At 72.3% G+C, this 14,175-nt stretch carries 13 protein-coding genes; 9 read left to right on the top strand and 4 right to left on the bottom strand.

Annotated elements, in window-relative coordinates; translation table 11 throughout:
- Positions 1 to 38 precede the first annotated feature (38 nt).
- Positions 39 to 1,247, bottom strand: a complete 1,209-nt coding sequence (locus BM419_RS08410) for an aminotransferase class V-fold PLP-dependent enzyme (RefSeq protein WP_091926147.1) — start codon at positions 1,245 to 1,247, stop codon at positions 39 to 41.
- 519 nt (positions 1,248 to 1,766) lie between these two features.
- Between BM419_RS08410 and BM419_RS08405 the strand changes: the two genes are divergently transcribed.
- Genes BM419_RS08405 through BM419_RS08395 form a run of 3 tightly spaced genes read left to right on the top strand, consistent with a single transcriptional unit; the run spans position 1,767 to position 4,376 of the window.
- The gene (locus BM419_RS08405; protein WP_020092658.1) at positions 1,767 to 2,582 is read left to right on the top strand and encodes a UDP-2,3-diacylglucosamine diphosphatase; all 816 of its coding nucleotides are present in this window, start codon (positions 1,767 to 1,769) and stop codon (positions 2,580 to 2,582) included.
- 10 nt (positions 2,583 to 2,592) lie between these two features.
- Entirely contained in the window at positions 2,593 to 3,639 is a 1,047-nt protein-coding gene (locus BM419_RS08400) for a glycosyltransferase family 4 protein (RefSeq protein ID WP_020092659.1), read from the top strand.
- A gap of 38 nt (positions 3,640 to 3,677) precedes the next feature.
- Positions 3,678 to 4,376, top strand: a complete 699-nt coding sequence (locus tag BM419_RS08395) for a ribonuclease HII (protein WP_091926146.1) — start codon at positions 3,678 to 3,680, stop codon at positions 4,374 to 4,376.
- A gap of 13 nt (positions 4,377 to 4,389) precedes the next feature.
- Here the strand turns inward: BM419_RS08395 and BM419_RS08390 are convergent, their stop codons facing one another.
- Both BM419_RS08390 and BM419_RS08385 read right to left on the bottom strand, forming a co-directional pair.
- Positions 4,390 to 6,492 (bottom strand): methyl-accepting chemotaxis protein, encoded by a 2,103-nt coding sequence (locus BM419_RS08390; RefSeq protein WP_091926143.1) that lies wholly within the window; start codon positions 6,490 to 6,492, stop codon positions 4,390 to 4,392.
- A 730-nt stretch (positions 6,493 to 7,222) separates the two neighbouring features.
- Positions 7,223 to 8,338: a PA0069 family radical SAM protein gene (locus BM419_RS08385; protein ID WP_091926142.1), complete on the bottom strand. Its 1,116-nt coding sequence runs from the start codon at positions 8,336 to 8,338 to the stop codon at positions 7,223 to 7,225.
- Positions 8,339 to 8,496: 158 nt separating this feature from the next.
- Between BM419_RS08385 and BM419_RS08380 the strand changes: the two genes are divergently transcribed.
- Positions 8,497 to 9,027, top strand: a complete 531-nt coding sequence (locus tag BM419_RS08380) for a hypothetical protein (RefSeq protein WP_091926140.1) — start codon at positions 8,497 to 8,499, stop codon at positions 9,025 to 9,027.
- Between the two features lie 164 nt (positions 9,028 to 9,191).
- Positions 9,192 to 10,640, top strand: a complete 1,449-nt coding sequence (locus BM419_RS08375) for an amino acid permease (protein WP_091926138.1) — start codon at positions 9,192 to 9,194, stop codon at positions 10,638 to 10,640.
- Between the two features lie 9 nt (positions 10,641 to 10,649).
- Here the strand turns inward: BM419_RS08375 and moaB are convergent, their stop codons facing one another.
- Positions 10,650 to 11,207, bottom strand: coding sequence for a molybdenum cofactor biosynthesis protein B (gene moaB / locus BM419_RS08370; protein WP_091926136.1), 558 nt, complete (start codon positions 11,205 to 11,207; stop codon positions 10,650 to 10,652).
- A 141-nt stretch (positions 11,208 to 11,348) separates the two neighbouring features.
- Between moaB and maiA the strand changes: the two genes are divergently transcribed.
- The 4 genes from maiA (at position 11,349) to BM419_RS08350 (ending at position 14,159) form a co-directional block, all read left to right on the top strand.
- On the top strand, positions 11,349 to 11,996 hold the full coding sequence (gene maiA / locus BM419_RS08365; protein ID WP_091679640.1) for a maleylacetoacetate isomerase: 648 nt from the start codon (positions 11,349 to 11,351) through the stop codon (positions 11,994 to 11,996).
- A gap of 140 nt (positions 11,997 to 12,136) precedes the next feature.
- Positions 12,137 to 13,468 (top strand): NAD(P)/FAD-dependent oxidoreductase, encoded by a 1,332-nt coding sequence (locus BM419_RS08360; RefSeq protein ID WP_020092667.1) that lies wholly within the window; start codon positions 12,137 to 12,139, stop codon positions 13,466 to 13,468.
- Positions 13,469 to 13,533: 65 nt separating this feature from the next.
- Positions 13,534 to 13,845 (top strand): EthD family reductase, encoded by a 312-nt coding sequence (locus BM419_RS08355; RefSeq protein WP_020092668.1) that lies wholly within the window; start codon positions 13,534 to 13,536, stop codon positions 13,843 to 13,845.
- Positions 13,842 to 14,159, top strand: a complete 318-nt coding sequence (locus BM419_RS08350) for a hypothetical protein (protein WP_020092669.1) — start codon at positions 13,842 to 13,844, stop codon at positions 14,157 to 14,159. The genes BM419_RS08355 and BM419_RS08350 overlap by 4 nt, the downstream gene beginning before the upstream one ends.
- The last annotated feature ends 16 nt before the right edge of the window (positions 14,160 to 14,175 follow it).

Below are 14,175 nucleotides of genomic sequence, written 5' to 3'. Positions count from 1 at the left end.
GCCCGGCAACCCGGTCCCGCCCCTATCGCGGGCGCAGATCACGCCTTATGCAGCGGATTCTCGCGCAGGTAGCTGGAGGCGGCGGCGACTCCCGAGCCCGGCGTGACCTTGATGCCGCAATCGAGCATGGCCATCTCGGCGCCCGCGATGGCGCCCAGCAGCGACAGTTCGTTCAGGTCGCCCAGGTGGCCGATGCGGAACACCTTGCCGGCGACTTTCGACAGGCCGGCGCCCAGCGAGAGGTTGTAGCGCTCGTAGGCGTGGGTGATCACCTTGGCGGCGTCGGCGCCCTCCGGCACCACGATCGCCGTGACCGTGTCGGAGTTCCACTTGGGCTCCTTGGCGCAGGGCTTGAGGCCCCAGGCCGCGACCGCTTGGCGGGTCGCCTCGGCGAGGACGTGGTGGCGGTGGTAGACGTTCTCCAGCCCCTCTTCCTTCACGACCGCCAGGGCCTCGCGCAGGCCGTAGAGCAGCGGCAGGACGGGGGTGTAGGGGAAGTAGCCGGTGGCGTTGGCGGCCAGCTGATCCTTCCAGGCGAAGTAGGCGTGGCCGAGCCGGTCGTTGCGGCCGGTGCCACTCTCGGCGATCTTGAGCGCCTTCGGGCTGATGCAGATCAGGCCGAGGCCGGCCGGCAGCATGAAGCCCTTCTGCGAGCCCGCGATGGCGCAGTCGACCTTCCACGCGTCCATCTCGAACGGCAGAGAGCCGATCGACGAGATGCCGTCCACGAACAGCAGAGCCGGGTGCCCAGCGGCGTCGATCGCCTTCCGCACCGCGCCGATGTCGCTGGTGACGCCGGTGGCGGTCTCGTTGTGGACGACCATGACGGCCTTGATCTTATGGTCCTTGTCGGCGCGCAGGGCCTCCTCGATCTTCTGCGGATCGGCGCCGGTGCCCCACTCCTCCTCCTGGACGACCACGTCGAGGCCGAGGCGCTGGGCCATGTCGACCCAGAGGTGGCTGAACTGGCCGTAGCGCGAGGTCAGCACCGTGTCGCCGCGGCAGAGGGTGTTGGACAGGGCCGATTCCCAGATGCCGGTGCCCGAGGACGGGAACAGGATGACCGTCCCGGCGGTCGAGCCGAACACCATCTTGGAGTCCTGCAGGAGCGGCTTCACCAGCTCGGGGAAGCTCGGCGAGCGGTGATCCTCCGACGGCACGTGCATGGCGCGCAGGACGCGCTCCGGGATGTTGGTGGGGCCCGGGATGAAGAGGTGGTTGCGACCGGGGCGCCGGGTTGCGGCCATGATGTTTCCTCCGAAAAGTCCATTGCGCGCGGGCGTGAACCCGCGCCGGGTTGTCCAAGCGTCCTCAGGGAGTCGGTCCGGCGCCGTCGAGAGCGGCTCGCGCCGCACCCCCACGAACGCCATCCTCTGCCGTGATCGGGGGGTCTCCGCGGAGCGGCAGGCGGCCTCACGCCGCTCGCGTCGCGGCGCGCCCCCGCGCGCCGGTCGCCTCCGAATTGCCGTCCCGTCCAACGGCTCCAGGGCCGTCCTCGCCGCCTTCCTGTCAAGGTCCGGCCGTGCTCGTGCCGAGCGGCCGGTTCTTGGTATTATGAGGCGGTGAAGCTCGAAAGGAAAACCGGAAAAACTTCCGGAACTTGCCAAAAAAATTTTTTGTGCGACGCAACGAAGCTACGCTCCGGTTGAGAGGCTTCGCGGCACCGCACACCGAAGTCTTTCCGCCCCGTCGGAACCCGCGTCATCAAACTGAGATCGGATCGCGCTCTGGATCCCGGCACCGTTCAGCCGCCGGGAGAGGATGCCGTGGCCGAGGTTGAGGAGATGCCGGTCCGCGTGCGGACGCTGTTCCTGTCCGACCTGCATCTCGGCACGCGCGGCTGCCAGGCCGGCCTGCTGCTGTCGTTCCTGAAGGACTACGACGCCGACACGATCTACCTCGTCGGCGACATCGTGGACGGCTGGCAGCTGCGCTCGGGCTGGTACTGGCCGCAGGAGCACAACGACGTGGTGCAGAAGCTCCTGCGCAAGGTCCGCAAGGGCGCGCGGATCGTCTACCTGCCCGGCAACCACGACGAGTTCCTGCGCGACTACGTGGGCACGAGCTTCGGCGGCATCGAGCTCGCCGAGACCGCGATCCACGAGGCGGCCGACGGCAAGCGCTACCTCGTCATCCACGGCGACCAGTTCGACATGGTGGTGCGCCACTCGCCGTGGCTCGCCCATCTGGGCGACGGCGCCTACACGCTGGCGCTCTCCCTCAACACGCTGATCAACAAGGTGCGGCGGCGTCTGGGCCTGTCCTACTGGTCGCTGTCGGCCTGGGCGAAGCTGCGCGTGAAGAACGCGGTGAGCTTCATCGGCCGCTTCGAGACGATCCTGGCCGAGGAGGCCCGCCGCCAGGGCGCCGACGGGGTGATCTGCGGCCACATCCACCACGCCGCGGACCGGCCGATCGGCGACCTGCGCTACCTCAACACCGGCGACTGGGTGGAATCCTGCACCGGGCTCGTGGAGCACTACGACGGCCGCATCGAGGTGCTGCACTACCCGAGCCTCCTGCGGGCGCGGGAGGCCGAGGTCGTGCCGCAGCCCCTGCCGGGCCGGCGCGCGGTGGCGTGAGGGCGCCGCCGTGAAGCTCCTGATCGCCAGCGACGCGTGGCACCCCCAGGTGAACGGCGTCGTGCGCTCCCTCGAGCAGATGGTCCGGCGCGCGCCGGAGCACGGCTTCGCCACGACGCTGCTGTCCGTGGCGGATTTCCGCTCGCTGCCGCTGCCGGGCTACCCGGAGATCCGCCTCGCCTATGCCGGGCGCGAGCGGGTGGCGGCGCGCTGGCGGGCCGAGCGGCCGAGCCACGTGCACATCGCCACGGAGGGGCCGGTCGGCCTCGCGGCGCGCCGGCACTGCCTCGCGCACGACCTGCCCTTCACGACGAGCTACCACACGCGCTTCCCGGAATACCTCGCCGCCCGCGCCCCGGTGCCGGAGGCGTGGTCCTACGCGTACCTGCGCCGGTTCCACGGCGCCGCCCGCGGGACGATGGTCAGCACCGCCTCGCTCCAGGGCGAGCTCGCGGCGCGGGGCTTCGGCCGGCTGATGCGCTGGACCCGGGGCGTGGACACGGAGCGGTTCCGGCCGGCCGAGCCCGGGACGCCCGTGCCGGCGGAACTCGCCGGCCTGCCGGGGCCGCTGTTCCTCTACGTCGGGCGGCTGGCGGTGGAGAAGAACGTCGCGGCCTTCCTCGCCCTCGATCTGCCCGGCACGAAGGTCGTGGTCGGCGACGGGCCGGACCGCGCGCGGCTGCAGGCGCTCGCGCCGGCGGCGCACTTCCTCGGCACCCGCACCGGCGCGGACCTCTCGGCGGTCTACGCGGCCTGCGACGTCTTCGTCTTCCCGAGCCTCACCGACACGTTCGGCATCGTGCTCCTGGAGGCCCTGGCCAGCGGGCTCCCGGTGGCGGCCTTCCCGGTTCCGGGTCCCAACGACGTCGTCGGCGGCACGCGGGTCGGCGTGCTCGACCCGGATCTGCGGGTCGCCGCGCTGGCGGCGCTGCGCCTGTCGCGCGCCGAGTGCCGGGCCGAGGCCCTGCGCCGCGGCTGGGACGTGAGCGCGCGGCAGTTCTTCGGCAACATCGTCGAGGCGCATGGCGGCGCCCGGAGCACCCGCGACGCCGCCTGACGCGTGACGGCGTCCGCGCGGAATGGCAGGAGGGCGCGATGCCGCCCGCCAAGCCGCCCGCCAAGCCGCCCGCCAAGCCGCCAGTCAGATCGCCAGTCAGATCGCCCGCCGGACCGGCCGGGTCCGCCAGAGCCCGGCCCCCGGTCGCCGGGCCGTTCGACCCCGCCCGGGCCGCCGCGTATCCGGCGGCGATCGGCTGCGACGAGGTCGGGCGCGGCGCGCTCTGCGGACCCGTGGTGGTGGCCGCGGTCTGGTTCGATCCGGCGGCGATCCCGGCCGACCTGCTCGCGGCCCTCGACGACAGCAAGCGCGTCCCCGAGCCCGTGCGCGATCGGCTGGCCCCCCTGATCCGCGCGCACGCGCGGGTCGCGGTGGCGGCGGGGTCGCGCGCCCTGATCGACCGGATCAACATCCGCGGCGCGACCCTCGACGCCATGGCGCGGGCGGTGGCGCGGCTCGGCCTCGCCGCGCCCGTGCTGGTCGACGGGCGCGACGCCCTGCCGGGCTTGCCCGGCCGCGCCGTCATCGGCGGCGACCGCTTGGTGCCCCAGATCGCCGCCGCGTCGATCGTCGCCAAGGTGCTCCGGGACCAGCTGATGCGGCGGCTCGCCCGGCGCCATCCCGGCTACGGCTGGGAGCGCAACGTCGGTTACGGGACGGCCGTCCACCGCGCCGGCCTGTCGCAGCTCGGGCGCAGCCCCCACCACCGGCTCAGCTTCACCCGCGGCTTCGACTGAGCCGGGCGACGGGTCACGCGGCCCGGACGCCGGTGAGGAAGCGCTCGACCTCCGCGGCGAGCTCCTCCGACTGACGCGTGAGCGCGGTGGCGGCCGTCAGCACGTGGTCGGCCGCGCGACCGGTCCGGTCGGCCGCCTGCGCCACGCCGGCGATGTTGCCGGTGACCTCCTGCGTGCCGGCATTGGCCTGGGCGACGTTGCGGACGATCTCCTGCGTCGCCGCCCCCTGCTGCTCCACCGCGGCCGCGATGGCGGCGGCCACGGCGTCGATCTCCCCGATCCGGCCGGTGATCGTCCCGATCGCCCGCACCGCCTGACCGGTCACGGTCCGGATCTCGCCGATCTGCCGGCCGACCTCGTCGGTGGCCCGACCGGTCTGGGCGGCCAGTTCCTTGACCTCGGTTGCGACGACCGCGAAGCCGCGCCCGGCCTCGCCGGCCCGCGCCGCCTCGATCGTGGCGTTGAGCGCCAGCAGGTTCGTCTGCGCGGCGATGCGGGCGATCAACTCGACGACGGCGTCGACCCGGGCGACGGACGCGTTGAGCGCCGCCACCAGGGCAGCCGTCTGGTCGGCCTCGCCGACCGCGCTCCGGGCCAGCTCGGACGAGCCCTGGACCTGCCGCCCGATCTCCTGGACGGAGGTGCCGAGTTCCTCCACCGCGGCGGCCACCGTCCTGACGCCGGCGGACGCCTCCTCGGCGGCCGCGGCCACGGTATCGGACTGGCTGGCCGTCTCCTGGGCTGTGGTGGTCATCTCCCAGGCCGTGGTCTGCAGTTCGGCCGCGGCGGCGGAGACCTGCCCGACGATGCCGGCCACCGCCGCCTCGAAGGTCTGCGCCATCGTGTGCGTCATGGTCCGGCGCTGCGCCTCCGCGGCGCGCGCCGCCTCGTCCGCCTCTGCCTCCAGGGCGCGGGTGCGGACGAGGTTGTCCCGGAAGACCTCCACGGCCGCCGCCATCGCGCCGATCTCGTCCCGCCGCCCGCGGGCCGGGATCTCCACGGCGACGTCGCCGGAGGCGAGCGCCCGCATCGCCTGGATCATGGCCCGGAGCGGCCCGAGCACGCGGCGGACGACGACGACGGCGCCGGCACCGGCGAGCAGCACCGATGCGGCCAGGAACAGGCCGGTGTGCAGCAGCGTCGCCCCCGCCTCAGCGAAGAGTGCCTGCGCGCGGGCGACCATCGCGTTCAGCGCCGCCTCGGCGAGGTCGGCGATGGTGTTGACCTCCCGCGTGTTGCGGTCGCGCAGGTCCTGGATCGCGACGCCCGGCGGCTGGCCCCGGCTCAGGGCCGCCCGCAAGGCCTGCCGCCGCGCCGCGACCTCGCCCTCGAAGTTGCTGCTGCCCGCCCTCACGAAGGCGTCCTGGACCGCCCGCGGCAGCGTGTCGTCCATGTGATCGACGAGATTCGCCCAGCTCGCCGCGACGCGGCCGCGCTCCTCGGCCTCCGCGAGGCGCTCCTCCTCGGACCAGCCCGTGCCCCGCGTCACGGCCGTCTCGGCCCGCGCCACGTTGCCGCCGATAGCGACCCGCGTGATCCAGGCGGCGCGCTTGATGTCCAGGGCGCGGGCCAGCGCCGCGTCCCGGCGCGGGATCGTGACGTCGACGGCCCCGCTGGTCGCCGTGAGCGCGTCGAGCAGATCCCGGAAGGCGGTCGCGGCGACCCCCTCGGTCGCGGCGTCGCGCTCCGCGACCGGGACCGCGAGGGCCGCGTCGATCCGCGACGTCAGGCCGGTGACGGCCTCGTGCGCCCGTCGGAGCGGATCAACCGTCTTCGCCACCGCGGCGGTGTCGACCGCGCGCACCAGCCTCAGGAGCGCTTCCAGACGATCGATTCGGGTCGCGCGCTGTCGAGCGATCAGGGCCGCGTCGGCGGGCGGGATCCTGCCCGCGGCGATCAGCGCCTGTAGGGTCCGCCCCCGCTCGAGGCGCACGGCGAGCAGGATCTCGAGGAGGATACGGCTGCCTTCCGTGAGCGCGACGACGCGGCGGCTCTCCCGCTCCTGCGCCCCGGCCTCCAGCGCCGTCCGGGCGCCCGCGGCCAGCAGCATGGCGCTGAGTGAGAACAGGATCGCGCACAGGATCGTGCCGATGGACGGACGCGGAAGACGCAGCATGAGGGTCGGGATCTCTCTTCGCGGTGCGTCGAGGCGCGCGGCCCGCCGCCGGGCTGCCCGGTTCGAGCAGGGCGGCCGGTCGGCCTCGGTCGACGGAAAGGCTGAGCGACGCGACAGGCACTCCGACGCGGCGCCGGCCCGGTTCGCTCGAAGGGCGCGGCGAGGGCGCGGCGAGGGCGCGGCGAGGGCGCGGCGAGTCCGGGGGCCCACCGGCGCTCCCGGTCCGGTCATCGGACCGGGAGTTCGCCCGGTCGGCATCGGAGGTCGAAACCCCGACACGCTACCGTCTCAAGGAAGGCCGGCAGTCGCGACCGGCAGAACCGAGCCGGGCCGCGGCGCGCGGCTCGCCCGCGACCGGATCACGGCGCACAGCGTCCATTGGCGGGATCTGCGGACACGGACGCCGGACAAAATCGCGCTCTTACACACAGAACGACCCTCAATATAGAACTGAAATGCGATAACTCAATCAAACTTGGTCAAAATTCCGCAGTAAACCTCGCGATCTCAGGCATTTGAACCACAATGACACAGATGTCAATCTTACGTTCTGCGATTTTCCTCACACCTTAGACATCCGATAATCGACTTTGGGAGCAACATTTGAGCCGTTTTCAATCTTTGGAATTATCTTCTCACGCCGTTTCCGGCCAAAATGACTGGAATTTTCGCTGAACCGTACTGTGGGACAGGTCCGCCGCCTCGCGCGCGCCGCCGCGTCGGTCGCGTGTCAGAACAGCGCCAGCTGCGCGCCGGGCTTCCGGAAGGCGTCGCGATTCAGCGCGATGCGCCCGAAGGCGAAACCGAGACGCGTGCCGGCGAGCCGGACCCGCTGGCCAATCATCGCCGCGTAGGCGCCCTCCCCGCGGAAGCGGTGGCCGAAGCGCGGGTCGTTCTCGCGCCCGCCCCGGGCTTCCCGCAGGAGTGCGAAGGCCCGCGCCCTGCGTTCGGGATAGTGCTCGGTGAACCAGTCCGCCACGAGGTCCGCGACTTCGCCCGGGAGGCGCAGCAGCGCGTGGCCGATCCGGTTCGCCCCGTGCGCGCGCGCTTCGGCCAGGATCGATTCGATCTCGTGGTCCGTCAGGCCGGGGATGATCGGCGAGACGTTGACCATGACGGGCACGCCCGCCGCGCTCAGGCCCCGCATCGCCGCGAGCCGCTTGCCCGGCCGCGGCGCCCGCGGGTCGAGGCGGCGGGCGAGGTCCGGATCCAGCGTCGGCAGCGAGATCGCCGCCAGCACGAGGTTCTCCGCCGCCATCTCGGCCAGGAGGTCGAGGTCGCGCAGCACGAGGTCCGACTTGGTGGTGATGCTGACGGGGTGGCGGGCCTCCCGCAGCACCTCCAGAACTGCGCGGGTGAGCCGGTGCTCCCGCTCGACCGGCTGGTAGGGATCCGTGGCGGTGCCGAGGGCGATCGTGTCGGGCCTGTAGCCCGGCGCGGCGATCTCGCGGGCGAGGAGCCGGGCGGCGTCCGGCTTGGTGAAGATCCGCGACTCGAAGTCGAGCCCCGGCGACAGGCCGAGCCAGGCATGGGTCGGGCGCGCGTAGCAGTAGATGCAGCCGTGCTCGCAGCCCCGGTACGGGTTGATCGACCGGTCGAACGGGATGTCGGGCGAGCTGTTGTGCGCGATGATCCGGGCGGACCGCTCCGGAGTGACCTGCGTGCGCAGGGGTGCCGGAGCGTCCGCCGTCCAGGTCTCGTCGTGGAACGCCTCGCGCCGGGCGGATTCGTACCGGCCCGTCGGGTTGGCCGTCGCGCCGCGCCCCCGCCGGGCGGCCGGTTCCGCGACGCTCGGCCCGAGTCGCGGCGCGGCCCCGGATGCGGTCCCGTCGCGCGTGTCCCCCATGACGACTCGCCTCCCTCACGCATCCATATAAGAACATAGAGCGAACGCGACGGCGACGGGCGCCTTTTTTTCAGGCAAATGCGGTTCTGCAGCCCGTCCGGGCGACGGCGCGTCGGCGCGCGGGCCGCGGGGCAGTTTACGGCGCCGCAGAATCGTCTATGCGCGCGCTAATGCTCTCCGCCGTGACCTATCTGGCCGAACCGACCGATCCGGACGCGATCGATCGCCTGGCCGACACGCTCAGCGTGCTCGTCTCCGGCGTGGCCGGCGGCCTCGTCGGCGACGCGGTGATCGTCGCGGGCCGCGAGAGCGAGGCCGTGGCGGCCGTCGCGGAGGCCACGGGCGCGACCCTCGTGCTGCACCGGGGCGGCAATCCCTACGCGGCGGGCGCCGCCGCGGCCCGGCGGGACTGGATCCTGTGCCTGGAGGCCGGCGACGTCCCGGCCGAGGGCTGGATCCGCACCCTCGACCGCTTCGTCGGGACCGCGCGGCCGGAGACGGCGCTCGGCCGCCTGCATCGCCCGGCCGGGCGCTGGCTCGGCCGGCTCGTCAGACGGGCGGAGACCGTCGTCGGCGCCCGGCAGGCCCGGGCCGGCGACGTCGTCCGGCGCGAGGCCCTGCGTGCCGAGGGCGCGTTCACGGGTCGCCTCAAGGTCAGGCCGCTGATCGCTCGGATCGAGCGCGCCTGACCGGAAAGATCTTGCTCGGGAGAATCTTGCTCGGAAGAATCTTGCGCCCGCTCACGTTGTTGTCGGTCGATCCGCCTCTACAACTCTTGAAGCGCGGCAGGATCGTCGCCGTCTCCGGACATGATGAGGCGCGCTGAGCCACCCCGATCTGGAAGGATGGTGCCATGGATTCGTCGGGCCTGATGGGGCGCAAGTCGGTCGAGGACATCGTCGAGAGCGGCGAGGGCGAGCAGCAGCTCTCGAAGTCGCTGGGCGCCCTCTCGATCACCGCGATGGGCATCGGGGCGATCATCGGCGCCGGCATCTTCGTCCTGACCGGCACGGCCGCGGCTCAGTATGCCGGGCCGGGGATCATGCTGTCCTTCGTGCTCGGCGGCATCGCCTGCGCCTTCGTCGGCCTCTGCTACTCGGAGATGGCCGCCCTGATCCCGGTCGCCGGATCGAGCTACACCTACACCTACGCGACGCTCGGCGAGTTCTTCGCGTGGCTGATCGGCTGGGACCTGATCCTCGAATACGCCATGGGCGCGGCCACCGTGGCGGTCGGCTGGTCGGGCTACGTGACGAGCATCCTGAAGAGCGTCGGCATCGTGATCCCGGCGCAGTTCGCCAACGCGCCGGGCACGCCGATCGAGGGCGGCGGGACCGCGCTGCTGAACCTGCCGGCGGTCCTGATCGTGGCGCTGATCACGATCCTGCTGATGCGGGGCACGAAGGAATCGGCGCTCTTCAACAACATCATGGTCGCGGTGAAGCTCACCGTCGTGGTCGCCTTCATCGCCCTGGGCTGGGGCCATGTGAACGCCGCGAACTGGAGCCCGCTCATCCCGGACAACGACGGGACCTTCGGCCATTTCGGCTACAGCGGCGTCCTGCGCGGCGCGGGCGTGGTGTTCTTCGCCTTCATCGGCTTCGACGCGGTCTCCACCGCCGCCCAGGAGGCGCGCAAGCCCCAGAAGGACATGCCCATCGGCATCCTGGGCTCGCTCGCGGTCTGCACGATCCTGTACGTGCTGGTCGCCGCCGTGCTGACTGGGCTCGTGCCCTACAAGGACCTGAACGTCCCGGACCCGATCGCCAAGGGCGTCGACGTGATCGGCATCGGCTGGTTCGCGTTCCTGATCAAGCTCGGGGCGCTGACCGGGCTGACGACGGTGATCCTCGTCCTGCTCTACGGCCAGAGCCGGATCTTCTTCACCATGGCGCAGGACGGCCTGCTGCCGAAGATGTTCTCCCACGTCCACCCGACCTACCAGACGCCGTATCGCAGCCAGGCGATGATCGGCGCCGCGGTCGCCGTGGTGGCGGCCCTGGTGCCGATCCACATCCTCGGCGAGATGGTGAGCATCGGCACGCTGGCCGCCTTCATCCTCGTCTGCGGCTCGGTGCTCTACCTCCGGCGGGCCGAGCGCACCATGAAGCGGCCGTTCCGGGCGCCCGCCGTGCCGGTCGTGCCGATCCTCGGCATCCTGTCCTGCCTGCTCCTGATGATCAGCCTGCCCCTCGACACGTGGCTGCGGCTGGTGATCTGGATGGCGATCGGCCTCGTCGTGTACTTCTTCTACGGCCGCAAGCACTCGGTCCTGCGCCGCAAGGAGGGGAACCTCGCGTAGCGCGCGGCCTCACACCGTGAGGCTCGCGCCGCGCCGCAGGTGCTCGTCGAGGCGCGGCATGATCTCCACGAAGTTGCAGGGCCGGTGCCGGTAGTCGAGCTGCTGGGCCAGGATCCCGTCCCAGGCGTCGCGGCAGGCGCCGGGCGAGCCCGGCAGCACGAACACGTAGGTCGCCCGCGCGACCCCCGCGGTGGCGCGGGACTGCAGGGTCGAGGTGCCGATCTTGTCGTACGAGATCCGGTGGAACACGGCCGAGAAGCCGTCCATGCGCTTCTCGAACAGCGGCTCCAGCGCGTCCGGGGTGACGTCGCGGCCGGTGAAGCCGGTCCCGCCGGTGGTGATTACCACGTCGACGCCGGGGTCGCGCAGCCACGCCTCCACCCGCGCGCGGATCGCCGGGACCTCGTCCGGGACGATCGCGCGGGCCGCCAGAGCGTGCCCCGCCGCGGTGAGGCGCTGGGTCAGGGTGTCGCCTGACCGGTCGTCCTCCGGGCGGCGCGTGTCGGAGACGGTCAGGACCGCGATGTTCAGGGGGATGAAGCGGCGGGCGTCGGTCTGATCGGCCATCGTGCGGGCTCTCCGGGGCGGGAGACCGATATGGGCCCGGCGGGACCGCTTGTCGCCCCCGGGCCGCCGCGCGCGCAGCCCCCTTGCGGGCCGCAGCGAAGTCGGCTGTGCTCGCTCGACCCCGTCGGAGACCGCTGACCCATGCACATGTACGGCAACTGGCGCTCGGCCGCCGCCTTCCGGGTGCGGATCGCCCTGAAGCTGAAGGGCATCGCCTACGAGGAGACCTTCATCGACCTCGACGCCGGCGACCAGCACGAGCCGGCGTTCCGGAAGATCAACCCGCAGGGCGCGGTGCCGGCGCTGTTCGACGGCGACGGGCCGCCGCTCACCCAGTCGCTGGCGATCCTCGACTACCTGGAGGAGACGCGCGGCGGCGTCCGCCTCCTGCCCGAGGAGCCCCGGGCGCGGGCCCGGGCCCGCTCGCTGGCGCAGGTGGTCGCGTGCGACACCCACCCGCTCTACGTGCCCCGGGTGCGCACCTTCCTGATGGAGCATTACGGCCTGCCCCGGGAGCGCATGCTGGATTTCCTGCGCAACGCCTTCGAGACCGGCCTCCGGACCCTGGAGACGCGCCTCGCCACCGAGCCGGGGACGGGCCGGTTCTGCCAGGGCGATTCGGTGAGCCATGCCGACCTCTGCCTCGTCAGCCTCTGGGTCGGGACGGGCATCTTCGGCATCGACACGGCGGCCTACCCGACGGTCGCGCGAATCGCCGAGGCCTGCCTCGCCCTGCCGGCGGTCGCGGAGGCGCATCCGCTGCGCCAGCCGGGCGCCCCGCCGGCGTGACCGGGCTCCGCGCGCCGCCCGTCCGGTGCGCGACGTCGCACTCGTGACCGGGGGTCGCGGCCGGCGATGTGGTATTCGGCAACCCAGGCCGTGTAAGGAGGCCGGCGACTGATCCCGGTCCGGGGGGAGAAAGAGTGTCGATGGCATCCGTCGAGAACGAGTCGGGCCTTCATCGCGTCGTGGTGGTCGGCGGCGGCGCAGCCGGACTGCAGCTGGTCACGAAGCTCGGCGACAAGCTCGGGCGCGGCAAGCGCGCGCACGTCACCCTCGTGGACCGCGCCCGGACGCATATCTGGAAGCCGCTGCTCCACGAGGTGGCGGCCGGCAGCCTCGACGTCGGCCACCACGCGGTGGATTACCTGCACCACGCCCACATGCACGGCTTCCGCTACCGGATCGGGCGGATGACCGGGCTCGACCGGGAGGCGCGCACGATCCAGCTCGCCGCGAGCCACGACGCGGAAGGGCGCGAGATCACGCCCGAGCGCGCCGTCCCCTACGACACGCTGGTGATGGCGGTGGGCTCCACCACCAACGATTTCGGCACGCCGGGCGTCGCCGAGCACGCCATCGCCCTCGACACCCAGGACCAGGCGGTGCGCTTCCACCAGCGCCTCGTGAACGCCTCGCTGCGCGCGCACACGCAGGCCGGCCCGGTCCGGCCCGGCCAGCTCCACGTCACGGTGATCGGCGCGGGCGCGACCGGGACGGAACTCGCCGCCGAGCTCCACCGGACCCTGCGCCACGTCGTCTCGACCGGGCTCGACAAGATCGACCCGGGCAAGGACATCCGCATCACCCTGGTCGAGGCCGCCGACCGGATCCTGCCGGCGGTGCCGCAGCGCCTCTCGGCGGAGGTGATGCAGCTGCTCAGCAAGATCGGCGTCGACGTGCGCGTGAAGGCGCGGGTCACCGAGGTCCGCGCGGACGGCGTGCAGCTCGCCGACGGCACCTTCATCCCGTCCGAGCTGGTCGTCTGGGCGGCGGGCGTGAAGGCGCCGCCCTTCCTGCAGGGCATCGGCGGCCTGGAGACGACGCGGACCAACCAGCTGGTGGTGACGCCGACGCTGCAGACCACCCGCGACCCCGACATCTTCGCCATCGGCGACTGCGCCTACCTGGTCGAGGCCGGCTCCGACACGCCGGTGCCGCCCCGCGCGCAGGCGGCCCACCAGCAGGCGAGCCACCTGATCGCCCAGATCCCGGCCAAGATCGACGGCAAGCCGCTGAAGCCGTTCCGGTACAAGGATTTCGGCTCGCTGGTCTCGCTGGGCGAGTACTCGACCGTGGGCAGCCTGATGGGGTTCGTGCGCGGCAAGAACATGCTCATCGCCGGTCTGTTCGCCCGGATGATGTACCGCTCGCTCTACAAGATGCACGAGCGGGCGCTGCACGGCACGGCCAAGACCGCCCTCGACACCCTGGCCCGCGCGCTGACCCGGCGCACCGAGCCGCGGGTGAAGCTGCACTGACCGTCGCCGTACGACCCGAGGACGGGCGCCCGGATCGACCGGGCGCGACACAGGAAGGAAACGCCATGATCCTGGTAAGCGTGATGTACCCGGCCGGCCCGAGCTTCGACATGGGCTACTACCTCGGCCACCACATGCCGCTGGTGCGCGAGCGCTGGTCGTCCCTCGGCCTCCACGACGCGAAGGTCGTCAAGGGCGCCGGCACGCCGGACGGCGGCGCCGCCCCGTTCCAGGTGATGGCCCTCCTGACCTTCGAGTCGGTCGACGCCTTCAAGAAGGCCGTCGCCGCCCACGGCGAGGAGATCTTCGCCGACATCCCGAACTTCACCGCGGCGCAGGCCCAGGTGCAGATCAACGACTTCGCAGAAAACCCGTGATCGACATCGTCAAGGCGGTGCAGGAGGCCGATCCGAGCCTCGGCACCTACGTGGTCGTGCTGCGGACCGACGCCCGGGCCCTCGACGGCCCGGAGCGGTTCACGCCGGAGGCGCAGGCCTGGATCGCCGAGAAGGCGCCGAGCGGCCGGCTCGCCCGGGTGCGCGTCCTGCTCGCCCCCTATCCGGGGGCGGAGCCGGCCGCGCGCGAGGTCACCGTGGCGGCCTTCGCCGACGCGCGGGAGCTCGCCGCCTTCGCGACGACCTGGACCGGCGACCCGCTGCCGGAGGAGCCGGGGGACTCTCTTCCCGACTGACGGCTCCGGAGCCGCC

Source organism: Methylobacterium sp. yr668 (assembly GCF_900116245.1).
Classification (GTDB): domain Bacteria; phylum Pseudomonadota; class Alphaproteobacteria; order Rhizobiales; family Beijerinckiaceae; genus Methylobacterium.
This window is presented reverse-complemented; position numbering and strand designations above follow the sequence as displayed.

What these genes read in the sequence shown, in the direction of transcription:
- BM419_RS08410 (WP_091926147.1), bottom strand. Translation starts at nt 1,247, where the DNA reads ATGGCCGCAACCCGGCGCCCCGGTCGCAACCACCTCTTCATCCCGGGC.
- BM419_RS08395 (WP_091926146.1), top strand. Translation starts at nt 3,678, where the DNA reads ATGCCGCCCGCCAAGCCGCCCGCCAAGCCGCCCGCCAAGCCGCCAGTC.
- BM419_RS08390 (WP_091926143.1), bottom strand. Translation starts at nt 6,492, where the DNA reads ATGCTGCGTCTTCCGCGTCCGTCCATCGGCACGATCCTGTGCGCGATC.
- BM419_RS08385 (WP_091926142.1), bottom strand. Translation starts at nt 8,338, where the DNA reads ATGGGGGACACGCGCGACGGGACCGCATCCGGGGCCGCGCCGCGACTC.
- BM419_RS08380 (WP_091926140.1), top strand. Translation starts at nt 8,497, where the DNA reads ATGCGCGCGCTAATGCTCTCCGCCGTGACCTATCTGGCCGAACCGACC.
- BM419_RS08375 (WP_091926138.1), top strand. Translation starts at nt 9,192, where the DNA reads ATGGATTCGTCGGGCCTGATGGGGCGCAAGTCGGTCGAGGACATCGTC.
- moaB (WP_091926136.1), bottom strand. Translation starts at nt 11,207, where the DNA reads ATGGCCGATCAGACCGACGCCCGCCGCTTCATCCCCCTGAACATCGCG.
- maiA (WP_091679640.1), top strand. Translation starts at nt 11,349, where the DNA reads ATGCACATGTACGGCAACTGGCGCTCGGCCGCCGCCTTCCGGGTGCGG.
- BM419_RS08360 (WP_020092667.1), top strand. Translation starts at nt 12,137, where the DNA reads ATGGCATCCGTCGAGAACGAGTCGGGCCTTCATCGCGTCGTGGTGGTC.
- BM419_RS08355 (WP_020092668.1), top strand. Translation starts at nt 13,534, where the DNA reads ATGATCCTGGTAAGCGTGATGTACCCGGCCGGCCCGAGCTTCGACATG.